The following is a 25,230-nucleotide window of genomic DNA, read 5'->3' as shown; positions in this document are numbered from 1 at the left end:
TACCTCCGGGTCAGAGCTGGTCCAGTAGCAGCCGGGCGCAGCCGGCCGGGTCGTCGTAGAACGGCGTGTGCCCGCTGCCGTGCAGCGTGACATGCCGTGCGCCGGGCAGCACTTCGCGGGCGTGCCGGGCTTGCGTGGCGTAGGTGAGCAGGATGTCACGGTTGCCCCAGGCGATGGTCACGGGGATATCGGCGACGGCGCTGCGATCGGGCAGCCGGAAGTCGGTGAAGGAGGCCAGCGCGGGCTCGAAGCCCTCGGCGGCGAGCAGGGCCTCGACGGTGTCGACGGCGACTCGCGCATCGACCGCCCACGGCTTGCCGAGCACCAGGCCCATGAACGTCGTCCGCCCGGCGACGGTGCCGAGCAGCCCGGGGACCGCCGGGCGCAGCAGCTTGCTGAGATCCTTGGCGCGGCCCAGGGCCTGCTGGCACCAGATGCGGCCGGGCTTGTCCCAGAACCCGATCGGTGAGTACGCGGTGACGGAGCGGGCCAGCCCGCGCGCGGCCAGATCCAGCGCGATGCCGCCGCCCATGGAATTGCCGCCCAGATGCGGTCTTTCGATGCCCTGCTCGGCCAGGAAGTCGACCAGGGCGTCGGCGAGCGTGGACACCGTGGTGTGCGGCAGCGGTTCGCTGCCGCCGAAACCGGGCAGATCGACCGCGATGACATCGAAGGATTCGGCGAGCGTGCTGACAATGGGTTCCCAGACCTGCCAGCGGCTGCCGACGCCGTGCACGAGCACGAGCGGTTCGCCGCTGCCCGCGCGGACATAGTTCAATTTCGTCATCGTCGACTCCCCGGAAAAGGTCCCTGCGGTCTGACCCTAACAGCGGTTGTCGCACGGCCAATTGAGGTTTTCGGCCCCTCCCCGCCAACCCCGCATGTGTGGGGTTCTCAGGGGCAAAGCCCCTGAGAACCCCTTCTTTCGTAGCTTTGGAAGGGGGCATCCGGCGGTACGATAAAAGGTATGGCAACCCGGAAAGTGACCTTGTCGCTGGACGCGGCGGCCTGGTCGTATGCGGAGCAAGCAGCCGCTCGTGCGGGCATGTCGCCCTCGGCGTGGATATCGCGCGCCGCCCGGCGGGAAGCCGTGCGCACGGGCTGCCTCCCCGGCCCCGACCCGGTCGATATCGCGGAAGCCGACGAGCGAGAGCGCGCCGCCGCGGAGAAGGAGCTGCGTGCGCAGGGGTGAGCTCTGGGTCTATCACCCACACGGCACTCGCAAGACACGCAACATCATTCTCATCAGCAGTGACGGCATCAACGAGTCACCGCGGCCCTGGCTGATCGCCGCCGAGGTGGAGGCCGAGGATCCGCGCGACATTCTGGCCGTGCCCATTCCGGGTCACGGCTGGGTGCACGCCGGGAATCTGGGCCGCATCTATCGCGGCTGGCTGGCCCGGCGCATCGATGCCGTCGACGCCGAGACCGCGGATCGAATCGACACAGCGCTGCGCGCGGCCATGGATCTGTGAGATCGTCTCTCCGGCATATCCAGTTCCGTGAGAAACGAGGAACCCGTGCGTATTTCCCTGCTCACCGCCGCGCTCGTCGCCCTGCCGTTGCTGGCCGCCTGCGGCAGTGACGACAAGGCGCCGGACATCACCCCGGCGGAGGTGTCGAAGGCGCTGCAGGCGGGTGGTCTCAAGGATGCGGCGCTGGCCGACTGTGCGGCGCGCATCTATGTGGAGCAGGGGATTTCGCAGGACGGGCTGCGGTTGATGATCAAGAATGATCAGAAGGCCGCCACCGCCACCAATATGGAGGAGCTCGGCATGACCGGCGAGGATGCGGACAAGGCGCGCGCGGCCACCAACAAGATCGTCGGGGAATGCCTGAAGAAGTGAGCTGAGCTCACGGTACGCCTTGGGTGCCTGCGGTTTTAGCGATCCATTGCCCGATCCCAAGCGGTCGCGGCCAGTCTCTTGGGTGATGTGACGAGCCGTCACCCAGGAGATCCGAGGACTGCGATGAAGAAAACCGTTGCCGCCGTGGCATTGCTGGCGCTGCCGGTGCTGGCCGCCTGTAGCACCAAGGAGTCGTCGACGCCGGCGGGACCGGTCGCCGCGCCCTCGACCTCGGCGGGGGTGACCTCCGCGCCGGTCACCACGACCTCGGGCGCGCCGGCCTCCGTCGTGCCGCCTACCACGACCACTTCGGGCGCCACGACCACTTCGGGCGGCGTGGTCGCGTCCGGCGGCCTGACCTCTGAGCAGATCTCGAAGTCCTTGCAGGACAAGGCGAAACTGAATCAGCAGACCGCCAACTGCATCGCGAACATCTATATCGAGGAAGGCATTTCGCAGAGCGGCCTGGGCAAGATCATCGATGAGGGCTACAGCTCCGGCTCGATCACCATCAACCCGGCCACGCTCGGCCTGTCCAGCGATGACTTCCGCAAGGTCAGCAAGGCGACCAGTCGCGTTGTGTCGGAATGCGCCTGATCGATCAGTCGCGGCGCCAGGGCAGGCGCAGCGGTTCGCCCGGAATGTCGCCGATGAGGAGTCGCTCCAATAGTCCGGCCAGGCCGAGCGGGAAAACGTGATCGGATGTTTCGCGCAGGTCCGGCAGCGCCCACCAGCGGTGGCCGGACAGCGCGCGGCGTTCGATCTCCTCGTGGCCGGAGATGTCCACTTCGAAGGCCGCGGCCCGCACGAAGAAATAGGAGTCGGTCGCGTCGTAGACCGTACCGTCCTCGGCCGACCACTGTCCCGCGCTGACCGCGACCACCGGACTCAGCTGCGCGCGATCGATGCGATATCCGGTCTCCTCGAACAGTTCTCGCACCGCACCGTCCTCGAGACTCTCCCCGGGATCGAGCCCGCCGCCCGGGGTGAGCCAGCCCGGATCGGGTTCGAACGGCGGCGGTGGCTTGAACCGGAAGAGCAGGACGCGGTCGTCCGGGTCGACGAGGATGACCCGGGCCGTGGCGCGCTGGATTCCCATGGGAACGATCTTATGGCGCAGGAGATCCGGTGCCGCTGGCCAGATATTGACGAATGTGGGCCCCTAGGCCACTCGAACGCCGGAGCCACCGCTGGCAGGGTCGGCACATGATGGAAAATCCTTGGCCGGTAGTCGAATTGCGGCAGTACACCCTGCGCCCGGGCACGCGGGACGTCATGATCGAGCTGTTCGACCGTGAGCTCGTGGAGACGCAGGAAGAGGTCGGCATCCGCGTCGTCGCGCAGTTCCGGGACGAATCGAATCCGGACCGCTTCGTCTGGATGCGAGCGTTTCCGGATATCCCCGCGCGCACGGCATCATTGACGGCTTTCTATGTCGACGGCGCGGTCTGGCGCGAACACGCCCCGGCCGCGCGGGCGACCATGCTGGACACCGACAATGCGCTGCTGCTGCGCCCCGCGACCGCGGACTCCGCCTTCGATCTCTCCGGCCAACGTCCACCGGCAGGAGCCCACGAACTCCCGAAATCCCGTGCGCTGGCGACGATTTACTACCCGGGATGTGCTCCGGAGGACTTCACCGAGTTCTTCGACCGCCGGGTGCGTCCCGCGCTGGGCGTGACCCCTATCGGCTGCTATCGCACCGACCCCACCCCGAACGATTTCACCCGGCTCCCGGTGCGGACGGAGACGGTGTTCGCCTGGTTCGCGCTGTTCCCCGACGCGGACGCGCGCGCCGCGGCACTCGACGCGCTCGAGGAATCGCGGGAGTGGACCGAGCGGATCCTGCCGGAGCTGCGCGAACGGTCCTGCGCCCCGGCCGAGCAGCTGCTCCTCGCGCCGACCGCACGCTCGCTGCTGCGCTGAGAACGAAACAAGCCCCCTGCCGCATTGCTGCTGGTCAGGGGGCTTGCCGGAAAGAGCCGATGACGGGAATCGAACCCGCACTCTCAGCTTGGGAAGCTGATGTTCTACCACTAAACTACATCGGCATTTGCTCGGCCCCGGGGGGTCGAGGTGCGTTCGCGACTCTATCAGACGGGGGCTGACGGGACGCAACTCTTTAGGTGTTGTGCCTGGTCGGGGTGGCGGCCGCGGCGGGCCGGGGGCGGCGCGCCGGTGATCTTGCGGGTTGTTTCGTCGAAGCAGGGAGTTTCAGCTACGGGCGGTCGTAGACTGTGCTCGCAGATCGAAAACCCGTCCACCACAAGTAGTTTGGATATGCTGGACGTTTGCTGAGGCGTGCGGCGTCTCCTGCTCGGCGGTCGAGGAGGACGTATGACCGCGACACCTGCGCGTGAAGTCTCCCGTCTCGAGCCCGCGCGGCCGTTTCCGGCGCGGATGGGTCCCAAGGGGTCCTATCTGTGGAAGGCCATCACCACCACCGATCCCAAGATGCTCGGGAACATGTATTTGTTCACGGCCATGACGTTCTTCCTGATCGGCGGGCTGATGGCGCTGCTGATGCGGGTGGAGCTGGCGCGGCCCGGACTGCAGATGCTCTCGCCCGAGCAGTTCAATCAGCTGTTCACCATGCACGGCACGATCATGCTGCTGTTCTATGCGACGCCGATCGTTTTCGGATTCGCCAATGCGGTGCTGCCCTTGCAGATCGGGGCCCCGGATGTGGCGTTCCCGCGGTTGAACGCCTTCAGCTACTGGCTGTATCTGTTCGGGGCCACCATGGCCACGGCCGGGTTCATCACGCCGGGCGGGGCCGCGGACTTCGGCTGGACCGGGTACACGCCGCTCAGCAATATGACGCACTCGGTGGGGGTGGGCGCGGACCTGTGGATCATGGGGCTGATCGTCTCCGGCCTGGGCACCATCCTGGGCGCGGTGAACATGATCACGACGGTGATCTGCCTGCGCTGCCCGGGTATGACCATGTTCCGGATGCCCATCTTCGTGTGGAACATCCTGGTGACGAGTGTGCTTGTGCTGCTGGCGTTTCCGATTCTCACCGCGGCGCTGTTCGCGCTCGGCATCGACCGGCACCTGGGTGCGCACATCTATGACGCCTCCAATGGCGGGGCCATGCTGTGGCAGCACCTGTTCTGGTTCTTCGGGCATCCCGAGGTGTACATCGTGGCGCTGCCGTTCTTCGGCATCGTGACCGAGATCTTCCCGGTGTTCAGCCGCAAACCGCTGTTCGGGTATTCGACGCTGGTGTACGCCACCCTCGCCATCGGCGCGCTGTCGGTGGCGGTGTGGGCGCATCACATGTACGCCACGGGCGCGGTGCTGCTGCCGTTCTTCTCGCTCATGACCTTCCTCATCGCGGTGCCCACGGGCGTGAAGTTCTTCAACTGGATCGGCACCATGTGGCGCGGTCAGCTGACCTTCGAGACACCCATGCTGTTCTCCCTCGGCTTCCTGGTGACCTTCCTGTTCGGTGGTCTGTCCGGCGTGGTGCTGGCCTCCCCGCCGCTGGACTTCCACGTCTCCGACACCTATTTCGTGGTGGCGCACTTCCACTACGTGCTGTTCGGCACCATCGTGTTCGCCACCTTCGCGGGCATCTACTTCTGGTTCCCCAAGATGACCGGGCGGCTGCTGGACGAGCGGATCGGCAAACTGCACTTCTGGACCACGTTCCTCGGCTTCCACCTCACCTTCCTGGTGCAGCACTGGCTGGGGAACGAGGGCATGCCGCGGCGGTACTCGGACTATCTGCCCATGGACGGGTTCACCATGCTGAACACCATCTCGACCATCGGCTCGTTCGTGCTCGGCTTCTCGATGCTGACCTTCGTCTGGAACGTCTTCAAGAGCTACCGCTACGGCGAACTGGTGACCGTGGACGATCCGTGGGGTTACGGCAACTCCCTGGAGTGGGCGACCTCCTGCCCGCCGCCCCGGCACAACTTCTACGAGCTGCCGCGGGTGCGGTCCGAGCGGCCGGCCTTCGAGCTGCACTACCCGCACATGATCGAGCGCATGCGCGCCGAGGCGTACTCCACCTTCGGCCTGCGCAAACCGCAACAGGTCACCGAAGCGGCGGGCGCACCCGCCGAACTACCGCCGAAACCACCGGAGGGCCCGGACCTGACCAAGCCCTGACCACACCCGGCGCGGTGCCGCACCCGGCAGCAACTACCCTGTTCGGCGTGCTGCTTTCCGATCGCGACATCCGCAAGGAAATCGACGCCGGTCGTCTCGGGGTCGACCCGTTCGACGACAAACTGGTGCAACCGTCGAGTATCGATGTGCGGCTGGACAGTTTGTTCCGGGTGTTCAACAACACCCGCTACACCCATATCGATCCCGCGCAGCGGCAGGACGAGCTGACCACCCTGGTCGAACCCACCGAGGGCGAGCCGTTCGTACTGCACCCGGGCGAGTTCGTGCTCGGCTCCACCCTCGAGGTGTGCAGCCTGCCCGATGATCTGGCCGGACGCCTGGAGGGCAAGTCCAGCCTGGGCCGGCTCGGCCTGCTCACCCATTCCACCGCGGGCTTCATCGATCCGGGTTTCAGCGGCCACATCACCCTGGAACTGTCGAATGTGGCGAATCTGCCCATCACGCTGTGGCCGGGTATGAAGATCGGCCAGCTCTGCCTGTTCCGGCTGACCAGCCCGGCCGAGAACCCCTACGGCAGCGCGGCCGCCGGATCCAAGTACCAGGGCCAGCGCGGCCCGACCCCCTCGCGCGCCTACCTGAATTTCCCGGTCGGCTCCTGATCGGCGAATACCGCTGCGCCGCAGCGGACTCCTGTCTGCGGGGCTTGATCGGTGCCTGCGGGGTGAACTCCCGGGTGTACTCGGGACTCTCGGCATCGTAGGGTGATCGCGACAGGTACAGTGACCCCACCGCAAGTGTGATCACCGCACGTGACGCGATGCAGGTCGGCCGTTCGACGGCATCCGCTCGATTCGGTGAATGTGGAAACGAGATGGGCTGCAGATGAGTTCGGTACTGGGAGTTTCGGTGGGGGCGGGCGCGGTTCGCGTCGCACGGCCCGTTGCCGGGAATTCCGCCGAGCGCGCCTTCGACGTGCAGACCGTCCCGGTGGGCGACCGTCCGGTGGAGGTGCTCGTCGCCGATGCCGTCGGCGCGGTGCTGGCGGCGGATCCGCAGATCAGCGCCACCGCCATCGCCTACCGCGACGAACAGCACGCGCGGGCCGTCCGGGCGGAGCTGGCGCGCCGGCAGTTCACCAATTACGAGCTGGTGCCCGATGTGATCACCGCCCTGGAGTTCCTGGAGAACTCCGGTGAGCTGCAGGGTTTCGGCACCGTCGCGCTCTACGATCTCGGCGCGTCCGGTTTGTCGGTAACCGTGGTGGACACCGGCGCCCGGCAGATCAATATCAGCGAGCGCACCAGCGATATCAGCGGCGACTACCTGGATTCGCTGATCCGCGAACAGCAGATCGCCTCGGGGCGCATCGCCCATCCGCCGGATGCCGCGGGCCTGGCCGAGCTGGACGCGCTGTGCCGGCAGGCCAAGGAGCAGCTGTCCGCCAACAGCGCGGTGGCGCTGCCGTCCACCGAGGGCCTGGTGCTGTTGTCCCAGGAGAACTTCGAAGCGCTGATCATGCTGGCCGTGGAGTCCTCCGCGCGCATGACCCGCGATGTCATCCTGCGCTCCGAACAGCCGGTGCAGGCCGTCGCCGTCATCGGCGGCTGCGCCCAGATTCCGCTCGTGGCACGGGTTTTACGGCGCTGGCTGGGCGTGCCGGTGATCGTGGCCCCGGGCCCGGACACCATCGCCACCCGCGGCGCCGCCATGCTGGCCCGTCCGGTGCGGCAGCGCTCCGCGCCCGCGCCGTTCCCTGTGGCCCTGCTGCCCGAGGACGCCGCCCCGGCGCCCGCGGAGGCCGGGACGTCCTGGCTATCGAGTTCGGGTTCCGGGGAGAAGTTCACCCGGCGCCGCGAGATCAGCGTGGCCGGCGTGGCGGTGGGCGCACTGGTCGTGGTGGCCGCCATCGGCGTCTCGCTGGGCTGGGGTCCGCAAGTGCTGGAACACGATTCGCAGAGCACCGACGCCACCACCTCGGCGCCGGCCACCACCACTCCCGCCGCGAGCGCCCCGGCCACCCAGGTCCCGGTCACCACGGACGCCACCAATGAATCCCTGGCCGCGCCGCCGCCGCGCTGGGCGCCGACCACCACCGAGGAGACCACCCCGGCGCCGGGGCCCAACACCATCACCATCATTCCGGGCCTGCCGCCGGTGGTGGTGCCCACCATTCCGCCGCTCTTCCCGGCCCCCGCACCCTGACCGCACACGCCGAGTCCGCCCCGTCGACTGCCAGAAAGGGGCGGACTCGGTGGGTCCGGCGCGCGTCCGCGGAGGTTGTTGCGGTGCCGCGCCGGTGCGAGGACCTGCTGCGTTCAGTCCTCGCTTCCGGTTCCCACCGCCAGAGCTGTCGTGATGACCACGGACAGGGGTGGGAGACGAAGATCGCGGGTGGGCGGTGAAACCCAGTGGCAGCCTTCACGAGTCCACCGGCCCAGACCGGTGGGGAGCATGACGGCGCTGCCAATGGCGGGTATGCCGATGTCGAGGCGGTTGAGGACATCCATGATCTGCTCGCCGGGAGTGGAATCGGGTTCGGTCAGAAAGCTCCAGCGGATCTGCCGCGCCAGCATGGGTCCGGCGCGTTTGCGCTGTTCCAGTGCGGTGCGGACCTTTTCGGCGCGCGCAACGGGCAAATGCACCACGCCGATCTTTCCGGTGACGGGAAGCATGACGAAGCCGCCGCGCTCGGTGACCGGGAGCCCGAACTCGTGACGGTAGTACGCCACCCAGTCATCGATGGTTCTCAGCCTGTCCGCGTTCACGATCCCCGCTCCTCTTCGCCTCCCGGTTACAGGGTCGCGGCTGCCGGGGCATTGTGAAAACGCCCGCATGCCCTCCTTGCGCTGCCCTTCCGCCGCCACTATTACCAACCCGTATAAAGCCTGGTACCAGGTAGGTTTCGCTTGTGGCCGCAGGCACCTCACGCTCGTACCCTGGACATGGAGTTCGTTCGGAAGGATGACGTCGTGGTCCGGCAGTGGTCAGGCAAAGAGGCCCGCGCCCTCCGCGATGCCAAGCGGATGAGTATCCGAGAGTTCGCGGCGCACTTGGGCGTGCACGAACGCTTGGTTTCGAAGTGGGAAGCCGGGGGGGATCGGGTCCATCCCCGTCCCGTGAATCAGGCCGCCCTCGATACCTCTCTGGCCAGGTCCGACGATGTTGTGCGGGCACGGTTCGCGGCCTTGATCGACCAGCCTCTGATCGACCGCCCCGCCGTACCCGGTTTCGATGTGCGCCAGCCCGGTTCCCCCTTGGGCCTGGGCAATCCGGTGCAAGCCAGTTATTCCAGCGACGCGGAACTGCTGGCACTCGTCGACACGGGTGCGATGAGAGGCGATGCGTTAGCAGCGATTTCGGAGAGGGATCTGATCATGGCGGCAGCCCACGAAGCCAGCGAGCACGCAGGGAGGGCCGAGAGCTCCAATGTCGGCGCGACCACGCTGGAACAGCTCGATGCGGATGTCACGCGCATCGCCAACGATTATGTGCACGTACCGCCGGTACCCATGATGGTGGAGATGCTGCGGGTGCGCCGCCGCGTCTACCGCCTGCTCGAAGGCCATCAGCGGCCCGCCGACACCGGGCATCTGTATCTGCTGGCCGGCACGCTGTCCGGTTTGCTCGCCAATGCCAGCACCGATCTCGGCTATGTCGATGCCGCCGGCGAACAGGCAAGGGCGGCATGGGCTTACGCGGAATTGTGCGGGCACAACGGATTACGCGCCTGGACCCGCGGCATGCAGGCGCTCATCGAATACTGGTCGGAGCGCCCGCGCCGGGCGGTGCTGCTCGCTCAGTCCGGCCAGCAGTACGCCGAATCGGCCACCTCGAAGGTGCGGCTGCACAATATCGAGGCCCGTATCTGGTCCAAGCTGGGCAGCAATGCCGATACCGAACGGTGTATCCGGGAGGCCGACGGCGCCCGCGAGGGCGAGGTCGGAGACACCCTGCACGACGAGGTCGGCGGCGTGTTCGGGTTCAACCAGCCCAAGAGCCACTACTACGCGGGAGCCACCTATATCCATCTCGGGCAGGCCGAGCCCGCGCTGGAGCACACCCGCCGCGCCATCGACCTGTACGCCAACGGCCCGACCGAGCAGCGCTCCTACGGCGCGGAGTCGCTGGCCCGGGTGGACAGCGCGGCCGCGCACCTGATCAACGGCAGTCTGGACGGGGCGGCCGAGGCGCTGCAGCCGGTGCTGCAACTGGACGAGGACAAGCGCATCGCGCAGCTGGAGGAACGGCTCACGGGGCTGCGGCAGCGGCTGACCCGGCCGGAGTTCCGGGATGCGGTCGAGGCGCGGTATCTGGACGAGCGAATCGAGGAATTCTGCGGGAACACGGCCGCGACCGGCATGTTGCCACCCGATACCTCGCGGTGAAAACAACGCCCACATTTTGAGGCCCGCGACCAAGACAGGTGGTGGACGAGCCGGTATGCGGGCGGATGGCACCATTGTTCGGGTGAGCCCTTCCAGTCACCTACCGCATCGGTCCCCGCGCACCCTGGAGCAATCGACCAAGCTCCAGAACGTCCTGTACGAAATCCGGGGGCCGGTACACGCACACGCGGCACGGCTGGAATCCGAGGGTCACCGCATCCTCAAGCTGAATATCGGCAACCCCGCGCCGTTCGGATTCGACGCGCCCGACGTGATCATGCGCGACATCATCGCGGCGCTGCCGTACGCGCAGGGCTACTCCGAATCGAAGGGCATCCTGCCCGCGCGCCGCGCCATCTTCACCCGCTACGAGCTGGTCCCGGGCTTCCCGGAGTTCGATGTCGACGACGTGTACCTGGGCAACGGCGTCTCCGAGCTGATCACCATGACCATGCAGGCGCTGCTGGACAATGGCGACGAGGTGCTGATCCCGGCGCCGGACTATCCGCTGTGGACGGCCATGACCTCCCTCGCCGGCGGCACGCCGGTGCACTATCTGTGCGACGAGTCCAACGACTGGCAGCCGGATATCGCCGATATGGAATCCAAGATCACCGACAAGACCAAGGCCATTGTCGTGATCAACCCCAACAACCCGACCGGCGCGGTGTACTCGGCCGAGGTGCTGCAGCAGGTCGTGGACCTGGCGCGCAAGCATCAGCTGCTGCTGCTGGCCGACGAGATCTACGACAAGATCCTCTACGACGATGCCAAGCACGTGTCGCTGGCCACGCTCGCGCCGGATCTGCTGTGCCTGACCTTCAACGGGCTGTCCAAGGCGTACCGGGTGGCCGGGTACCGCTCCGGATGGCTGGTGATCACCGGCCCGAAGGATCACGCCGCCGGCTTCATCGAGGGCATCGACCTGCTGGCCTCCACCCGCCTGTGCCCGAATGTGCCCGCGCAGCATGCGATTCAGGTGGCTCTCGGCGGGCATCAGAGCATCGAGGATCTGGTACTGCCCGGCGGGCGGCTGCTCGAGCAGCGCGATGTGGCGTGGGAGAAGCTCAACACGATTCCGGGCGTTTCCTGCGTCAAGCCCAAGGGCGCGCTGTACGCGTTCCCGCGGCTGGATCCGGAAGTCCATGAGATCCACGATGATTCGAAACTGGTGCTGGATCTGCTGCTGCAGGAGAAGATCTTGATGGTGCAGGGCACCGGCTTCAACTGGCCGCATCACGATCATCTGCGCATCGTGACGCTGCCCTGGGCGCGGGACCTGTCGGTGGCCATCGAGCGGTTCGGCAACTTCCTCGCCTCCTACCGGCAGTGATAGGGGATCTGAGAGTTGAACCCCCACATCGCTTCCGGTTAAAACAAACCGCTGGTTCGAAAAAGTTGGGTTTTTAGAGACTTAGCTAGCGCAAAGAACCGCCTTTTGTGTACAGTGGTCCTCGGCACCTTGAGTGCCCGGCCGGACCGCCTACCCCCCCTGGGCCGTCCGGCCCTGGATTGGGCCGGCCTACCCCCCCTGGGCCGCCGATCCCGGGCGGCGGAGACATCCCCCTGCTCTCCGCCGCCCCCTCCAGGAAATCCCGACCTCATGCCGAATTCCGGCCGCATGGTAGGTGACAACTGATCTCGTGAGGTCCGGGTAACTCATCGGGTACGCCCAAAATCGGCTCGGCACCCGACCGCACTACGCGTGCTCGACGTCGACGGCTCTCGGCCGGGCGCAAAAGTCCCGGGGAGGCGGAACAGAGAACGATTTTCGTTTAGGGTCGTCCGAGTGAGCGATCACCACCATCACCACCACGATCATTCGGGCCCGGTCCCGGTCGGCGCCAAGGCCGCCCGCGTTGTCATCGGGCTTCTCGTACTCATCGGAATCGCGGTGGTGGCCGGGCTGGTGTGGCTGTGGCCGAGCGCCCAGCGCGTCGACATTCCGCTGCCGATGCAGAGCGCGGGCGGCGGGGCCTTCCAGACCGAGGCGGGCACCGTCATCCGGCAGGACCTCGGGGCGTGCGGCAGCGCGTCGCTGGGCAAGCCGTTCGCGGACGAGCCGCAGGCGCCGCGCACCAATGCCTATGAGTGCCAGCGCAGTATCGTCGCCATCGAATCCGGGCCCGACGAGGGTAAGCGGACGCTGTTCGAAATCGCGCCCGGCCCAGGGCAACCCGACCTGCGGGTGGGCGACGAGATCCGCATCGTGCGATCGACGGATCCGACCGGTGCGCCCATCTACGGGTTCGACGACTATTCGCGCGGGCTGCCGCTGACCGTCATCGTCATCGCCTTCGCGGTGGTCATCATCGCGGTGGCGCGCTGGCGCGGGCTGCGGGCGCTGATCGGACTGATCTTCGCCTTCGCCGTGCTGGTCAAATTCCTGCTGCCCGCCCTGCTGGACGGGAAGCCCGCCATACCGGTCGCCCTGGTGGCGGGCGCGCTCATTCTCTATGTGGTGCTGTACCTCGCGCACGGGCTGAACCTGCGCACCAGTTCCGCCCTGCTGGGCACGCTGACCTCGATGGGCCTGGCCGCCTTCCTGTCCTGGCTCACTCTGAAGGTCACGCATCTGACCGGGTTGTCGGAGGAGCAGAACACCAACGTCGCCACCTATCTGGAGCACGTCAGCATTACCGGACTGCTGCTGGCCGGCTTCATCATCGGCACCCTCGGCGTGCTCAACGATGTGACCATCACGCAGGCCTCGGCCGCCTTCGAGCTGGCGGCGCTGGACGAAAAGGCCAATCGCCGCAGCATTTTCGGCGCCGCCATGCGGGTGGGTCGCGACCATATCGCCAGTACCGTCTACACCCTGGTGCTCGCCTACGCCGGCGGCGCGCTGCCGCTGCTGCTGCTGTTCAGCGTGGCGGGCCGCAATATCACCGATGTGCTCACCGGCGACGCCGTCGGCATCGAGATCGCGCGATCCGCGGTCGGCGGTATCGCGCTCGCGCTGTCGGTGCCGCTGACCACCGGTATCGCGGTCATGCTGGCGCGGCCGTTCGGGCACAAGCCGGAGCCGGTGCGGCCCGCCAAGCGCAGCCGGACCGCGGCCGAGCGGCCCGCGCCGGCCGGCAGGACGCGCTCGGCGGCCACGACCGGGACGCTGCGCAAGGTCGCGGCCGACGACGCGCCGCGCACCACCGCCCCGGCCGAGCCCGCGCCGCCGAATCCGTATACCGGTGTGGTGCGGCTGAATCCGAGCCCGGCGCCCGAGCCGTACGACCCGGATACCGAGGATCTGCCCGTCTGGCCGCCGCAGGAGCCGCCGAATCCGCCCAATCCGCCGCGCGGCGGCGGTCGGCATTCCAGGCCCTGATCGCACCATCGAGTACGGTGACCCACATCCCGAGATCGCCGTGGGGTAGCAGTTTTCCTGGTTCGTAGCGTCGTCACGTTTCGGTTAGGAGCGCTGTCCTGATGCTCACGAAATTCAAGATGATCGTGGCCGCCGGGATCACCGGGATCGCCGCCGCGACGGGTGCGGCGCCGGGCACCGCGTCGGCGGCGGAACTGCCGGTGGTGTGGGGCATGGGGCCGTTCATCGATTCCTCGCTGAATGCCAAGGCCCCCTACGATCCACCGGGCGGCAACGACTGGAGCTGCACACCCGATCCGGCCCATCCGCTGCCGGTGGTCCTGGTGCACGGGCTCGCAGGCAATGGCGAGAACAGCTGGCAGGCGGTGTCACCGCTGCTGAAGAATCTGGGCTACTGTGTCTTCGCGCTCACTTATGGCACGTATCCGGGAGACAGCGGGCTGCTGGAGGGTGTCGGCGGGCGCATTCCGATCATGAATTCGGCGCCGGAGCTGTCCCGGTACGTGGATCGCGTGCTGGCCGCGACCGGAGCGCCGAAGGTGAAGCTGCTGACCTGGTCGGAGGGCACGCTGGTGGCCGCGGCCTACATCCAGTTCATGGGCGGGGACGAGCTGGTCGACACCCAGGTGTCGCTGGCGCCGATCTGGAAGGGCACGCGGGTCGCCCAGAGCCTGTCCGATACCGCTCGGGCGCTGGGCATCTACAACCAGGTCTACGCGGCCATGAATCCGCCGTGCGCCGCCTGCGTGGACATGCTGACCGGCTCCGGATTCATCCAGCAGCTGCAGGAGAGCGGCGTCTACTCGCCGAAGGTCCGCTACTACTCGGTTCTCACCGAGGCCGACAACCAGGTCGTGCCGTACACCAATGGGCTGAAGGACGCGCCCAATGCGACGAATGTGATTCTGCAGCAGGTCTGCCCGCAGGACATGACCGGGCATCTGTTCCTGACCAGCGATCCCGTGGCGGCGACGCTGGCGATGCAGGGCCTGGATCCGGAAGCGCCGCTGGTCGTCCCGTGCGTGCCGAACTCAACCCCGGCGGGGCTGTAGACCGCGGAACCCGGTGTGCGGGTGGAATTCCGGAGTGGGAACGATGTTCAGATCGAGTTTCACCGGACCGCGTCGCAGAGCGCGGCGACCCCGGCGGCATCCGTCTCGAAGTGGTCGAAGCCGCGCGGCACGCCGAATTCGGCGAAGTCGACCTCGGTGTCCCCCGGCGCCAGGCCCGGCACCGGAATGCGCACGGCGGCATGCAGATCGCGCACATTGGTCAGCTCGATGACGCGGCGGGCATTGTCGGCGCGCAGGCCGCCGCAGGCCATCACCTCGATGCGGTCGTCAGCGAGCGCGACCAGGCGGGCGATGAGCGCGGCGCCGTCGAGCACCGATACCTGCCGGCCGGAGGTGAGCAGCCGGGTGAAACCCAATTCCAGCAGCCGGTCGAAGCCGCCGTACGGATCGGCGCAGACATCGAAGGCGCGATGGAAGGTGACCTCCATATCCTCGGCGGCCGCCAGCAATTCGGTATTGGCCCCGGCGTCGACGTTCCCGTCCTCGCCGAGCACGCCGACCACCACGCCGTGCGCGCCCAGCTCCCGCATGCGCGCGACATCGGCGCGCATGAGCGCCACCTCGTCGTCGTTGTAGCGGAAGTCGCCGGGGCGCGGACGGACGAGCACATGGATCTCGGTGGTCGAGGCCGCGGCCACCGCCGCCTCGACCAGCGCGGCCCCGGGGGTCAGGCCGCCGGCGGATAGTCCGGTGCAGAGTTCGACCCGTGTCGCGCCCGCCGCTTCCGCAATGCGGACCCCGGCCACCGACTCCACCCCGATCTCGACCCGAACCGTACGCGCATCCGTCATACCTTGCAGTATGGGCGAACGGCGCCGGGTTCGATTGCCCGGGATTAGCAGAACTGATCATGCGAGGTGACTGCCTGGCGATATGCCGTATCGGTATTGCCGGGCAGTCACCTCGGGGGCTCGATCAGAGCGCCTGCCAGAGCGCGGGCGTCGCGTCCGGGGTCCAGTTCGGATCGTGCACGGTGTGCGCCTGCAGGCAGCGGTACTGCTTGCCCTGATAGGTGACCACGTCACCGATCGCGTAGGAGGCGTGTGTGCGCCATTCGCCGCCGGCGGGCTGATCGGTGGTCGTGCCCGGAGCCGTGGTGGTGACCGGCGGAGTCGTGCTCGGCGCGGTCGTCGTGCTCGGGGCGGTGGTCGTCGGCGGCGCCGTAGTGGTCGGCGCGGTCGTGGTGGGCGGCGTTGTGGTGGGCGGGGTTTCACCGCCGCCGATGTTCAGGTCGATGCAGTTGTAGAAGGCATTGGTCGTATCGCCGATGTTCCAGACGGCGAGCAGCTTCTGCTTGCCCGAGAAGCCCGACAGGTCGATGCTGTGCGTCACCGACATGGGCGGGTTCTCGCCGTTCCCGGCGACGTGGCCGACGCGGGTGCCGCCGATGAAGTACTCCCAGTCCTTCGTGCGGTGGTTGGCGGTGAACTTCCAGGTGAAGTCGACCGTGGTGCCGACCGAGTGCACCTGCCAGCCCTTGCTGTCGTCGTCCAGCTCGGCCCACCTCGGATCGCCCGCGCTGCAATTGCGTTGGCCCTGCGGGCCTTCCACGCTCTGCGGCTCGTATTTGATGGCCCCGCACGAGACCGTGCCCGCCGCGCACTGCGCCTGGCGGCTCGCCGGTCCGGTGACATAGCCGTGCGCGTTCGCGGTGGCCGCGGGCAACAAGGCCACCAGCAACGGGGCGATGCCGGCAGCAGCCCCGACCGTGGATAGCAGTCTTCTACCAACCATTACTGAAACTCCCTCGAAAATTGTTGGGACGCAGGGGCCGGCGTGCGTCCCGCGGATCCACGGCTGAGACGCGGATCACAATTGAAAGTTGGGTGTTCCAGAAGTTAGAGGTTCAGCAACATTCCGGTCAAGGGATCTCTCCCCAGTTGACGGCGCCATACGCGGTTGGGCGCGTGGCGCTTCTGCGCCGCGCCGAACTCCGGCAACTCGCGCCTGCCTGGAGTGATAGCGATCCGAGTGCTATTTGGAGATTCGCACAACGGACAATCCGGAATGGCTCGAGATGGCCAGGTGCCCGGAAATGCATTGCCTGGAAATGGCGAAGACGCGCCACCGAAATCGGTGACGCGCCTTCACGCGTTGGTGCGGGCTAGCTCTTCTTGCCCGGCGCCTTCATGCCCGACTTGAAGCCGAGACCGCCTGGCTTGGCGGCCGGGGGCTTGGCGGCGCCATTGCCCTCGGCGGCGCTGCTCGCCGTGCCGTTGGCCTCGGTCGCGGCCGGAGCCGCGGGAGCCGACTCGACCGGAGCTGCGGGAGTCGATTCGGCCGGGGCAGCCGGAGCCGATTCGGCCGGGGCGGCCGGAGCCGAATCAGCCGGGGCGGCAGGTGCTTCGGCGGCCGGGGACGGAGCGGCCGCGCCCGGAGCCTTCGGTCCGGGACGCTTGAGCCCGGACTTCATGGCCAAGCCCTTGGCGGCAACGGTCGGCTTGGCCTCGGCGGCCGGGCCGGGAGCCTCGGTCGGGGCAGCAGCCGGAGCGGCGGTCGGGGCCGAAGCGGTCTCCGCGGGCTGAGCCGGAGCGGCCGGGGCGGCGGGCTTGGCGCCCGGAGCCTTGGCCGCGCCCTTCATGGCCAGACCGCCCGGCTTGGCGCCGGGGGCCTTCAGCCCGCCCTTCATGGCCAGGCCGCCGGGCTTGGCGGCCGGGGTCGCCGGCGCCGCGCTCGATTCGGCCGCCGGAGCAGACTCGGCCGGAGCCGAAGCGGTAGCGGCGGATTCGGCCGGGGCAGCAGCGCCCGCGGACTTCGCGCCAGGAGCCTTGAGGCCGCCCTTCATGGCGAGACCCTTACCGGGAGCCTTGGCCGGACCCTTCATGGCCAGACCCTTGGCGGGTGCGGCCGGAGCCTCGGCGGCCGGAGCGGCCTCGGCGGCCGGAGCCGCTTCCGCCTTCGCGCCCGGAGCCTTGAGCCCGCCCTTCATGGCCAGGCCCTTGCCGCCGCCGGGCGGCTTCAGGCCACCCTTCATGCCCAGTCCGCCACCGGCCGGTGCGGCCTTCGGCGCGGCCGGAGCCTCCGGTTCGGCGACAGCGGCCGAGGCGGTCGCGGGCTCCGAGACCGGTTCCGGCTCAGCGACCTTGGGCTCCTGGACGACCTTCAGGTTCTCGCTGAGCTGCGCGGCCTCGATGCGGTCGATGGAGTTCAGCATGAGCTGCGCGACGTCGACGACCTCGACACCCTGGCCGACCTCGCCGCCGTCCTTGCGGGCGGTGACGCCGTCGGTGAGCATGACGCGGCAGAACGGGCAGCCGGTCGCGATCATGGACGGCTCGTTGCCGCCGTTCAGGGTGCTCAGCGCCTCGTCGACACGGTCGACATTGATGCGCTTGCCGAGCTGCTCCTCCATCCACATGCGCGCGCCACCGGCGCCACAGCACATGGAACGCTCACCGTGGCGGGGCATTTCGACCAGGGTCGAGCCCGAGGCTTCCATCAGCTCGCGCGGCGCGTTGTAGATCTTGTTGTGCCGGCCCAGATAGCAGGGGTCGTGGTAGGTGACGTTCTGCGCCACCGGCGACACCGGGATCAGCTTCTTGGACCGCACCAGGCGGTTCAGCAGCTGGGTGTGGTGCACGACCTCGTAGGTGCCGCCCACCTGCGGGTACTCATTGTTGAGCGCATTGAAGCAGTGCGCACAGGTGACGACGATCTTCTTCTTCGCCTGCTCGACACCCTCGAACACCGAATTCAGCAATTCGATGTTCTGCATGGCGAGCTGCTGGAACAGGAATTCATTACCCGCGCGGCGCGCCGAGTCGCCGGTGCAGGTTTCCTCCTGGCCGAGCACCATGAACTTCACGCCCGCGGTGGCGAGCAGTTCCGCGACCGCCTTGGTGGTCTTCTTGGCGCGGTCCTCATAGGCGCCGGCACAGCCCACCCAGAACAGGTATTCGTAGCCGTCGAAGGATTCCGCATCCTGTCCGAAGACCGGAATGTCGAAGTCCACCTCGGAAATCCAGTTCAGGCGATCCTTGGCGTTCTGGCCCCACGGATTGCCCTTGTTCTCCAGATTCTTGAACAGGCCCGCCAGCTCGGAGGGGAACTCCGATTCGATGAGCACCTGGTAGCGGCGCATATCGATAATGTGGTCGACGTGCTCGATATCCACCGGGCACTGCTCCACGCAGGCGCCACAGGTGGTGCAGGACCACAGCACCTCGGGATCGATGATGCCGTTGACATCCTCGCCGCCGACCAGCGGCCGCTCGGCCTCGGCGCGGGCCTCCTCCGAGATCTTCGCCAGCGCACGCTCGTTCGGCTTGCCCTCGGCGTCGACCAGGCCGATTTCCTCACCGGCCATATCCTTGCGGCCGCCGGCCAGCAGGTACGGGGCCTTGGCGTAACCGTGGTCGCGCAGCGACATGATCAGCAGCTTGGGCGAGAGCGGCTTACCGGTGTTCCAGGCCGGGCACTGGGACTGGCAGCGACCGCACTCGGTACAGGTGGTGACGTCGAGGATGCCCTTCCAGGAGAAGTCCTCGAACTTGCCGACGCCGAAGGTGTCGTTGTCGGGATCGGCCGTCTCCATATCGATGGCCTTGCCCTTGGACATCATCGGCTTGGCCGCGCCCAGGGCGACGCCGCCGTCGTCCTCACGCTTGAAGTAGATGTTCGGGAACGCCGAGAAACGGTGCCAGGCAACGCCCCAGGTGACATTGCGCCCGACGAGCAGCAGGAAGAGCGCGCCGGAGAGCAGCTTGATCAGCGCGAAGATCGACACCATGATCGCGCTCTCGGGCAGCAGCTTGGCGACCTGCTCGGTGAAGAAGTCGGACCAGGTCGCGGAGTGGTGATAGGTCGCGATCTTCCCGGCCTTCACGAAGATCATGCCCAGGCCCTCGACCAGGACAATGCTCTCGATCACATAGGCGGGGCCGAACTTCGAACCGCTGAAACGGGAAAGGCGCTCCGGCACGCGGGGATGGTTCAGCTGGCGAATCACGATCAGCGTCACGATGCCGACAACCGTTCCGATGCCGAGGATCTCGTCCGCGAGGTGGTAGATGCCCCAGGAACCGACGATCGGCCAATGGAATTCGGGGTCGAAGACCTGGCCGTACGCCTCGAACCAGAGGATGAACCCGGCGAGGAAGCCGATCATGACCAGCCAGTGCGCCCAGCCCACGGTGCGGAACTTGTTCATCCGCGTGTGCGCCAGGAATTCGATGAGCATCGTCTTCAGGCGGGGGAAGAACGGCCGCCAGCGGTCGGGGGCGGACTGACCGACCATGATGGTGCGCACGATCGTCCGTACGCCATCGATGAGCGATGCCCAGCAAAAGATTGTGAGCACTGCTCCAATCGTGCCCAGCGTCACTGTCAGGGCATTCATGTCGCGACCTTTCCTACGAGTTTCCGAGGACGTCCTGGTACGCCCGGTTGGCTCGTATCCTAACGAACAGTAAGTTACCCGTCGGTAACTTATCTGTCCAGGGTGTACCGACACCGTAAATCCCGGCATTTCCGAAACCCAACAAAGGTCAGGCTTACTTGCGAAAAGCTCTGGGTTACCGATCAGTTCGGGTTGGAAGGAATGTCGCATCTAGCGGGGTGTTCGAGTAGGCTCGCGCTGTCCGATTGCTGTGCGCATCTTCACATGCTCGGGGAGGTTTCGTTTCGCGCGCGACTAGGCCTGAGGGAAGCCTGGGTCTCGCGTGTCGGAGATGCTCACAGCGGCTCTACCTGATGACGGATTGGAAAAACCGAATGAAGTTTCGCAGCACCACCGCGGCGGCTGCTTTGGTCATCGGCGCAATGACCATGGGCACCACGGTCTCCCACGCCGATGCCGAACCTGCGCAGCCCGCGCAGTCCGCGGACATCTCCTACTCCACCAAGCTCATCGATCAGAAGATCGACGAGAAGGACGTCAAGACCGTTGTCTCCACGCTGAAGAACGGGACGTTCGAGCTTTCCGAGCAGGAGGGTGCGACTCCTGAGGACCCGAAGACGACTCTGGTCAATGTGAAGGACAAGGACGGCGCCACCGTCATCACCTTCCCGCTGCAGTTCGTCAACGCCGGCGTCGAGATCCCGACCACGGCCGAGGTCAAGGAAGACGGCAAGGTTCTCGAGGTCACCCCCGAGAAGCCGGCCGGCTTCCAGCCGAGCGCCGAGCCGGTCGCCGCGCGGCCGATCATCGCCACCGAGATCGCCTCGCCGGTCGAGAACCAGCGCGCCATGAGCCAGTTCTCCAGCCAGTTCGGCATCTCGACCGCCATCGGCGGCTTCGTGGGCACCGCGGTCGGCGCCATCATCGGCTGCATCGTGACCTTCGTCGCGGGCTGCGTGCCGGGTCTGGTCGCGGGCGCCGGCATCGGCGGCATCCTGGGCACCATCGCCGTGGGCGGCCCGACGCTGATCGCCGCCGGCCTGGAGCTCATCCAGGTCATCCAGGCGCCGGACGGCACCACCAAGTGGGCTAACTAAACTCTCTAGGCTCTCAGGGGTTTCACCCCTGAAACCCCAGGAGCACCTCGGGGCTTCGCCCCTGAACCCCAAGGGCATTCGGGGCTTCGCCCCTGAACCTCGAGGAGTTCTCGGGGCTTCGCCCCTAGGCCTCCGGGTTCTCGCTCTGCACAACCGGCTCGCCTCCCTCGTCGGGGCGGGCCGGTTGTGTGTTTGCGGGGAGGTTCTCAGGCCGGGATTTCGAGTTGGCCGGTGAGGGTGACCGTGCCCTTGCGGCGGCCGAAGCGGGCGAAGGTGCGTTCGGTCATTTCGAAGGAGCCGTCTTCGCGGACCAGTAGGACCGTGCTGCAACGGGTTCCGTGCAGGGGGCTGTTGACGAAGCGGGAGGAGGCGGCGCGCTCGGCGTGTTTGCCGATGCCGGTGTCGGGGAGTTCGGCGTCGGGGGCTCGTTTGCGGTCTGCCAGGACTTCCAGGTAGCCCGCCACATTCGCGGGGTTGGACTCGACGACCGAGCGCAGTGCCAGCACGCCGTCGCGGACCTTGGGCCAGGCGGGGGTGTCGGTGCCGGTGACGACCTGGCCGTCGGGTTCCAGGGAGCCGACCAGGTAGCCGTTGGAGACGCCGTGGAAGCCCGGCGCCAGTTCGCGCGGTGCGAGTGCGCTGCGGTTGCTGTGCCACCACAGCGTTTCCAGATCCGAGACCAGCAGGTTGAATCCGTTGTAGTCATCGGGGGCCGCCGCGACGCCGCGGACGAACTTCTCCGGACCCGCGTCGCCGCGCAGGAAATCGAGTAGCAGTGCGCCGCGAGAGGGGGCGTCCCCGCGCTCCACGCCGTGGCCGCGCACATTGGTGACGGTCGTGAAGCGGCGCTGGTCGGCCGCCAGCCCGAGCCAGGTGCCCGGGAGGTCGCCGCTCGCGCCCAGGTCACGCCCGGCGAGCAGGCCCGGGACCTCCTCCCAGCGGCGCAGCGATTCGGTTGGCCGCGTGAAGAACTCATCGCGATTCGCGGCGATGATGAGCCGATACTCCGGATGCGCCCGCCATCCGGCCAACACCAAACACATGCCTCCAGCATGCCGGATCAGCCGAATACCCGTGCAGGCCCGGCGGTGCCCACCCGATGCCTCCGGCGGCGCCGCCCATGCCCGCGGCAATGCCCGCCCAATGCCCCTGTGCCGCCCGAACGCCGCCGCTGTGAGGTTGCCCCTCGTTTCGCGGACTCCCGTGGACAGCAGAAGGCCGGTAGCCCCCGAGGGGGCTACCGGCCTTTGCGGCTCTTGCCGTTTCGTTCTAGGTGCGCACCCGCAGGCCCGGGTTGTCGGAGAGCACCACGCTCACCGGCTGGGCGAACAGCTGCGGCGCGTTGCCGGTCAGCAGGCCGATCAGGTTGGGGATCTCGCAGATCGGGTAGTCGGCGACCGAGGAGGCGCTGGAGATGCCCAGGGCCAGGGTGCCGGTCACGATCGGGCCGCCGGAGTCGCCGGGCAGCGCGCAGATATTGGCGGAGAACGACTGGGTCAGCAGGCGGTCGCCGACCTGGACGGTCTGATCGATGGCATTCACCACGCCGCAGCTGAAGCCGGTGCGGGAGCCCGACTTGCAGACCGGGGCGCCGACCACCGGGATGGCCACGCCGGTGACCGCGATGGGCGCGGCGTTGGGGACGCGAACCAGGTTGTTGGAGAACGCGTCACGGGCGTTGTCGTTGACCGACACGATGGAGTAGTCCTGGTTGCCCAGCACCGACTTCTGGAAGGTGCCGATCTGCGGGCCGACCCGGTCCCCGGCCAGGATCTCGTGCACCGAGGGCGAATTCGCGCCGCCGGTGGCCGGAATGTTCGGGTTGCAGTGTCCCGCGGTGATGTTCACGACATTGCCGGCGCCGTCGGTGCCGTTGAAGCCGAGCGAGCAGCGCAGCGACATGCGGCCCGCCACCGAGGCGTAGCCGTCGCCGGCGGCCTTCACGCCCGGGGCCTCGCCGGCGATGGCGGCGGCCTGCTGGACGTCGAGCTCCTCGCTACCGGTCGGCGGGACCGGCATCACGATGACGCGGGCCGGGTCGACGAAACCGGGCAGCGGCAGGCCGGCCTCGGCCGCGCGCACCGCGATGGAGTTGTTCACGGTGTCGATGGCGACGCCGAGGACGGCCTTCGACACATCGGCGGGCTGATCCTCCAGCCACTTCTGGAAGGCGTTCTTCTCGCTGCGCAGCACCGATTCGCTCTTGCTGACGTCCTTGACCGAGAAGCCGGCGTCCTGCGCCGCCTTGCGCGCGTCCTCCGCGCCGGTGCCGGGGGCCAGGCCGATGACGGCCTTACCGGTCTCGTCGAGCCAGGCGCCGGCGAACACCTCCGGGTACTGGCGCTGCGCGGTGGCGGCGAAGGCGGCCACCTGCTGGGCGAGATCCGCGCGCTGCAGGTAGTCCTTCGGCGAGATCTTCAGATCGCGGGTGATGGCGGTGATCAGTTCCGCGGGCAGATCGGGGGTCGCGGGCTCCGCGTGTGCGCTCGCCGCCAGTGTTCCGGTGATCAGCAATGCGGAGGCCGCGATGGCTGTTCTGCGGACAAGGGAGCGTGGGCCGGTGCCCACGGCAGGCGAGGAAAAGCGCATACGTGGCAGGAGCATGAGCCGACTATATGGTGTCGGGCCCGTTATGCCTACTTATTGCCGGGTGACGATTCGGTATTCGCAGGGCAAACGAACGGCGTGTCGGATTCAAGATCGGGGCGTGTCGCCCACTAGCCCGCGTTGGGCTTGGTCCGCACCTGAATTCCGTTGCCCAGTCCACCACCGGAATTGGCCTCGATATCGGCCAGGATGGCGCGGATCGGAATACCCAGGGTCGCGGTACCACCGTACTGCGCCATGACCGCATTGGCCTCGTTGCAGTTCGGCGCGTCGGCCGCATTCGATCCGCTGGTGATGCCCAGCGCCAGGGTGCCGGACACGATGGCGCCGCCGCTGTCGCCGCCCAGGGTGCAGGCGCTGGAGGCGAAACCGCGGACCGTCTTGGACTGGCCCTCGGAGGTGTAGAGCTGCGTCTCCACCCGGTCGGCGATCACGAAACCACAAGTGAACGTGGAGGATTGGCCCGACTTGCAGACCGGCGCGCCGGTGATCGGGTTGGCGATGCCGGTAATGGCGAGCGTGGTGCCGTTGGCGCCGCGCACGCTGGGCTGGTCCATGCCAGCGGCCACGGCGTCGGCATTGAGCTCGATGACCGAGTAGTCCAGGGCCGCGCCGCCGCCCACCTGCGAGTGCACGAAGGTGCCCACCTGCGGGCTGGCGATCAGATTCTTGACATCGGGCAGGTAGACCGAGGCTCGGTCGTTCGCCTTGCCCAGATTCGGATTGCAGTGTCCGGCACTGATATTCAGCGCATTGCCGGAGGCGTCGGTGGCATTGAAGCCGAAGGAGCACACGTCCACGCTCTGCAGCGAGGAGTCGCCGAGCGAGGTGGGGGCGCTGATGTAGGTGTCGCCGCCCATGGGCCGGCGCTCGATCGGGCCGCCGGCGTCGGGGGACAGGATCACCTTGATATTCGCGATCAGGGTGGGCAGATTCAGCAGATGCCCGCCCGGGGTGTTGGCGACATTCACGACCAGCTGGCTGTTGAGGAAATCGATGGCCACCGAATTGATGGCGCCCGAGATTTCGCGCGGCAGACCGCCGATCCACTTGTTCAGCTGATCGAGGGAACCCTCGAGGCCGTCGGCATTGATGGGGGCCAGGCGGGTCTGATAACCGTCCTCGGCCACCACGCGGGCGGCGTCGAGAGAGGTCACGGCGAGCACCGGCTTACCGTCGGCGCCCATCCACGCGCCGGCGAATTCCTCGGGTCGCTCGGTGCGGAATTCCTTTGCGTAATCCTGCAATTGCTGGGCCTTGGCGGCGCGGTCCAGGTACTCGACCGGCGTCATCCGCAGATCGCGCTCGATCGCCTGCGCCAGTTCGGCGGGAAGGTTCTCGGCCGCAAGCTGATTCGGCGATTCCGCGGTGGCGGGTGCGGTGGTGAGCAAGGGACCGGCGAGGACGGCCGCAGCGAATCCGATGACCGTGGCGCGGCGCGCCATGAACTTGCGCATGGAGTCCCTTCGTAGTGC

21 protein-coding genes, 1 tRNA gene and 1 pseudogene are annotated in these 25,230 nt (G+C 67.4%); 13 read left to right on the top strand and 10 right to left on the bottom strand.

Annotated elements, in window-relative coordinates; all coding sequences use genetic code 11:
• Positions 1 to 10: 10 nt before the first annotated feature.
• The gene (locus tag ACFVIV_RS17120) at positions 11 to 787 is read right to left on the bottom strand and encodes an alpha/beta fold hydrolase (RefSeq protein ID WP_379197218.1); all 777 of its coding nucleotides are present in this window, start codon (positions 785 to 787) and stop codon (positions 11 to 13) included.
• A 180-nt stretch (positions 788 to 967) separates the two neighbouring features.
• On the opposite strand from ACFVIV_RS17120, the gene ACFVIV_RS17115 reads away from it, so the two are divergent.
• The 4 genes from ACFVIV_RS17115 to ACFVIV_RS17100 all read left to right on the top strand — a co-directional run bounded on the left by ACFVIV_RS17115 (position 968) and on the right by ACFVIV_RS17100 (position 2,444).
• Entirely contained in the window at positions 968 to 1,192 is a 225-nt protein-coding gene (locus tag ACFVIV_RS17115) for a hypothetical protein (protein WP_379197216.1), read from the top strand.
• Positions 1,179 to 1,475: a hypothetical protein gene (locus ACFVIV_RS17110; protein ID WP_067533165.1), complete on the top strand. Its 297-nt coding sequence runs from the start codon at positions 1,179 to 1,181 to the stop codon at positions 1,473 to 1,475. Before ACFVIV_RS17115 ends, ACFVIV_RS17110 begins: the two co-directional genes overlap by 14 nt.
• 45 nt (positions 1,476 to 1,520) lie before the next feature.
• Positions 1,521 to 1,847, top strand: a complete 327-nt coding sequence (locus ACFVIV_RS17105; RefSeq protein ID WP_379197214.1) for a hypothetical protein — start codon at positions 1,521 to 1,523, stop codon at positions 1,845 to 1,847.
• 123 nt (positions 1,848 to 1,970) lie between these two features.
• A complete protein-coding gene (locus ACFVIV_RS17100; protein WP_379197213.1) occupies positions 1,971 to 2,444 on the top strand; it encodes a hypothetical protein in 474 nt (157 codons plus the stop codon).
• Between the two features lie 4 nt (positions 2,445 to 2,448).
• Here ACFVIV_RS17100 and ACFVIV_RS17095 read toward each other — a convergent pair whose 3' ends face one another.
• Positions 2,449 to 2,946 carry an NUDIX hydrolase gene (locus ACFVIV_RS17095; protein WP_379197211.1) on the bottom strand — a complete coding sequence of 166 codons (498 nt, stop codon included), beginning with the start codon at positions 2,944 to 2,946 and terminating at the stop codon, positions 2,449 to 2,451.
• 107 nt (positions 2,947 to 3,053) lie between these two features.
• Between ACFVIV_RS17095 and ACFVIV_RS17090 the strand changes: the two genes are divergently transcribed.
• Positions 3,054 to 3,773: an NIPSNAP family protein gene (locus tag ACFVIV_RS17090; RefSeq protein ID WP_379197209.1), complete on the top strand. Its 720-nt coding sequence runs from the start codon at positions 3,054 to 3,056 to the stop codon at positions 3,771 to 3,773.
• 54 nt (positions 3,774 to 3,827) lie between these two features.
• Here the strand turns inward: ACFVIV_RS17090 and ACFVIV_RS17085 are convergent.
• Positions 3,828 to 3,898 (bottom strand) — tRNA-Gly (locus ACFVIV_RS17085).
• 286 nt (positions 3,899 to 4,184) lie between these two features.
• Between ACFVIV_RS17085 and ctaD the strand changes: the two genes are divergently transcribed.
• The 3 genes from ctaD (at position 4,185) to ACFVIV_RS17070 (ending at position 8,132) form a co-directional block, all read left to right on the top strand.
• Complete coding sequence (gene ctaD, locus ACFVIV_RS17080; protein WP_379197207.1) at positions 4,185 to 5,969, top strand: cytochrome c oxidase subunit I; 1,785 nt, start codon at positions 4,185 to 4,187, stop codon at positions 5,967 to 5,969.
• A gap of 47 nt (positions 5,970 to 6,016) precedes the next feature.
• The gene (gene dcd / locus ACFVIV_RS17075) at positions 6,017 to 6,589 is read left to right on the top strand and encodes a dCTP deaminase (protein ID WP_379197205.1); all 573 of its coding nucleotides are present in this window, start codon (positions 6,017 to 6,019) and stop codon (positions 6,587 to 6,589) included.
• 223 nt (positions 6,590 to 6,812) lie between these two features.
• A complete protein-coding gene (locus ACFVIV_RS17070; protein ID WP_379197203.1) occupies positions 6,813 to 8,132 on the top strand; it encodes an Hsp70 family protein in 1,320 nt (439 codons plus the stop codon).
• 113 nt (positions 8,133 to 8,245) lie between these two features.
• Here the strand turns inward: ACFVIV_RS17070 and ACFVIV_RS17065 are convergent, their stop codons facing one another.
• Positions 8,246 to 8,695, bottom strand: coding sequence for a hypothetical protein (locus ACFVIV_RS17065; protein ID WP_379197201.1), 450 nt, complete (start codon positions 8,693 to 8,695; stop codon positions 8,246 to 8,248).
• A gap of 177 nt (positions 8,696 to 8,872) precedes the next feature.
• Here ACFVIV_RS17065 and ACFVIV_RS17060 point away from each other — a divergent pair, with 177 nt between their 5' ends.
• The 4 genes and pseudogenes from ACFVIV_RS17060 to ACFVIV_RS17045 all read left to right on the top strand — a co-directional run bounded on the left by ACFVIV_RS17060 (position 8,873) and on the right by ACFVIV_RS17045 (position 14,692).
• Positions 8,873 to 10,315, top strand: a complete 1,443-nt coding sequence (locus ACFVIV_RS17060; RefSeq protein ID WP_379197199.1) for an XRE family transcriptional regulator — start codon at positions 8,873 to 8,875, stop codon at positions 10,313 to 10,315.
• 55 nt (positions 10,316 to 10,370) lie between these two features.
• Positions 10,371 to 11,648, top strand: coding sequence for a pyridoxal phosphate-dependent aminotransferase (locus tag ACFVIV_RS17055; RefSeq protein ID WP_379197197.1), 1,278 nt, complete (start codon positions 10,371 to 10,373; stop codon positions 11,646 to 11,648).
• A 456-nt stretch (positions 11,649 to 12,104) separates the two neighbouring features.
• Positions 12,105 to 13,367 (top strand): annotated as a pseudogene (locus ACFVIV_RS17050) (YibE/F family protein); the annotation flags it as partial.
• 374 nt (positions 13,368 to 13,741) lie between these two features.
• The gene (locus tag ACFVIV_RS17045) at positions 13,742 to 14,692 is read left to right on the top strand and encodes an esterase/lipase family protein (RefSeq protein ID WP_379197195.1); all 951 of its coding nucleotides are present in this window, start codon (positions 13,742 to 13,744) and stop codon (positions 14,690 to 14,692) included.
• A 59-nt stretch (positions 14,693 to 14,751) separates the two neighbouring features.
• Here ACFVIV_RS17045 and ACFVIV_RS17040 read toward each other — a convergent pair whose 3' ends face one another.
• From ACFVIV_RS17040 to ACFVIV_RS17030, 3 genes are all read right to left on the bottom strand, one after another.
• Positions 14,752 to 15,504: a copper homeostasis protein CutC gene (locus ACFVIV_RS17040; RefSeq protein WP_379197193.1), complete on the bottom strand. Its 753-nt coding sequence runs from the start codon at positions 15,502 to 15,504 to the stop codon at positions 14,752 to 14,754.
• 124 nt (positions 15,505 to 15,628) lie between these two features.
• The gene (locus tag ACFVIV_RS17035) at positions 15,629 to 16,447 is read right to left on the bottom strand and encodes a lytic polysaccharide monooxygenase (RefSeq protein WP_379197191.1); all 819 of its coding nucleotides are present in this window, start codon (positions 16,445 to 16,447) and stop codon (positions 15,629 to 15,631) included.
• 370 nt (positions 16,448 to 16,817) lie between these two features.
• The gene (locus ACFVIV_RS17030) at positions 16,818 to 20,051 is read right to left on the bottom strand and encodes a (Fe-S)-binding protein (RefSeq protein ID WP_379197189.1); all 3,234 of its coding nucleotides are present in this window, start codon (positions 20,049 to 20,051) and stop codon (positions 16,818 to 16,820) included.
• A 374-nt stretch (positions 20,052 to 20,425) separates the two neighbouring features.
• On the opposite strand from ACFVIV_RS17030, the gene ACFVIV_RS17025 reads away from it, so the two are divergent.
• Positions 20,426 to 21,148: a hypothetical protein gene (locus ACFVIV_RS17025; protein ID WP_379197187.1), complete on the top strand. Its 723-nt coding sequence runs from the start codon at positions 20,426 to 20,428 to the stop codon at positions 21,146 to 21,148.
• A gap of 206 nt (positions 21,149 to 21,354) precedes the next feature.
• Here the strand turns inward: ACFVIV_RS17025 and ACFVIV_RS17020 are convergent, their stop codons facing one another.
• The 3 genes from ACFVIV_RS17020 to ACFVIV_RS17010 all read right to left on the bottom strand — a co-directional run bounded on the left by ACFVIV_RS17020 (position 21,355) and on the right by ACFVIV_RS17010 (position 25,212).
• Complete coding sequence (locus tag ACFVIV_RS17020; protein ID WP_379197185.1) at positions 21,355 to 22,191, bottom strand: NRDE family protein; 837 nt, start codon at positions 22,189 to 22,191, stop codon at positions 21,355 to 21,357.
• 226 nt (positions 22,192 to 22,417) lie between these two features.
• The gene (locus ACFVIV_RS17015) at positions 22,418 to 23,752 is read right to left on the bottom strand and encodes a S1 family peptidase (protein ID WP_379197184.1); all 1,335 of its coding nucleotides are present in this window, start codon (positions 23,750 to 23,752) and stop codon (positions 22,418 to 22,420) included.
• A gap of 113 nt (positions 23,753 to 23,865) precedes the next feature.
• On the bottom strand, positions 23,866 to 25,212 hold the full coding sequence (locus ACFVIV_RS17010) for a S1 family peptidase (protein ID WP_379197182.1): 1,347 nt from the start codon (positions 25,210 to 25,212) through the stop codon (positions 23,866 to 23,868).
• Between the last annotated feature and the right edge of the window lie 18 nt (positions 25,213 to 25,230).

It is taken from the genome of Nocardia sp. NPDC127526, from assembly GCF_042672265.1.
Taxonomy (GTDB): Bacteria; Actinomycetota; Actinomycetes; order Mycobacteriales; family Mycobacteriaceae; genus Nocardia.
The sequence above is the reverse complement of the archived record's forward strand: the minus strand, read 5'-3'. Positions and strand labels throughout refer to the sequence as shown.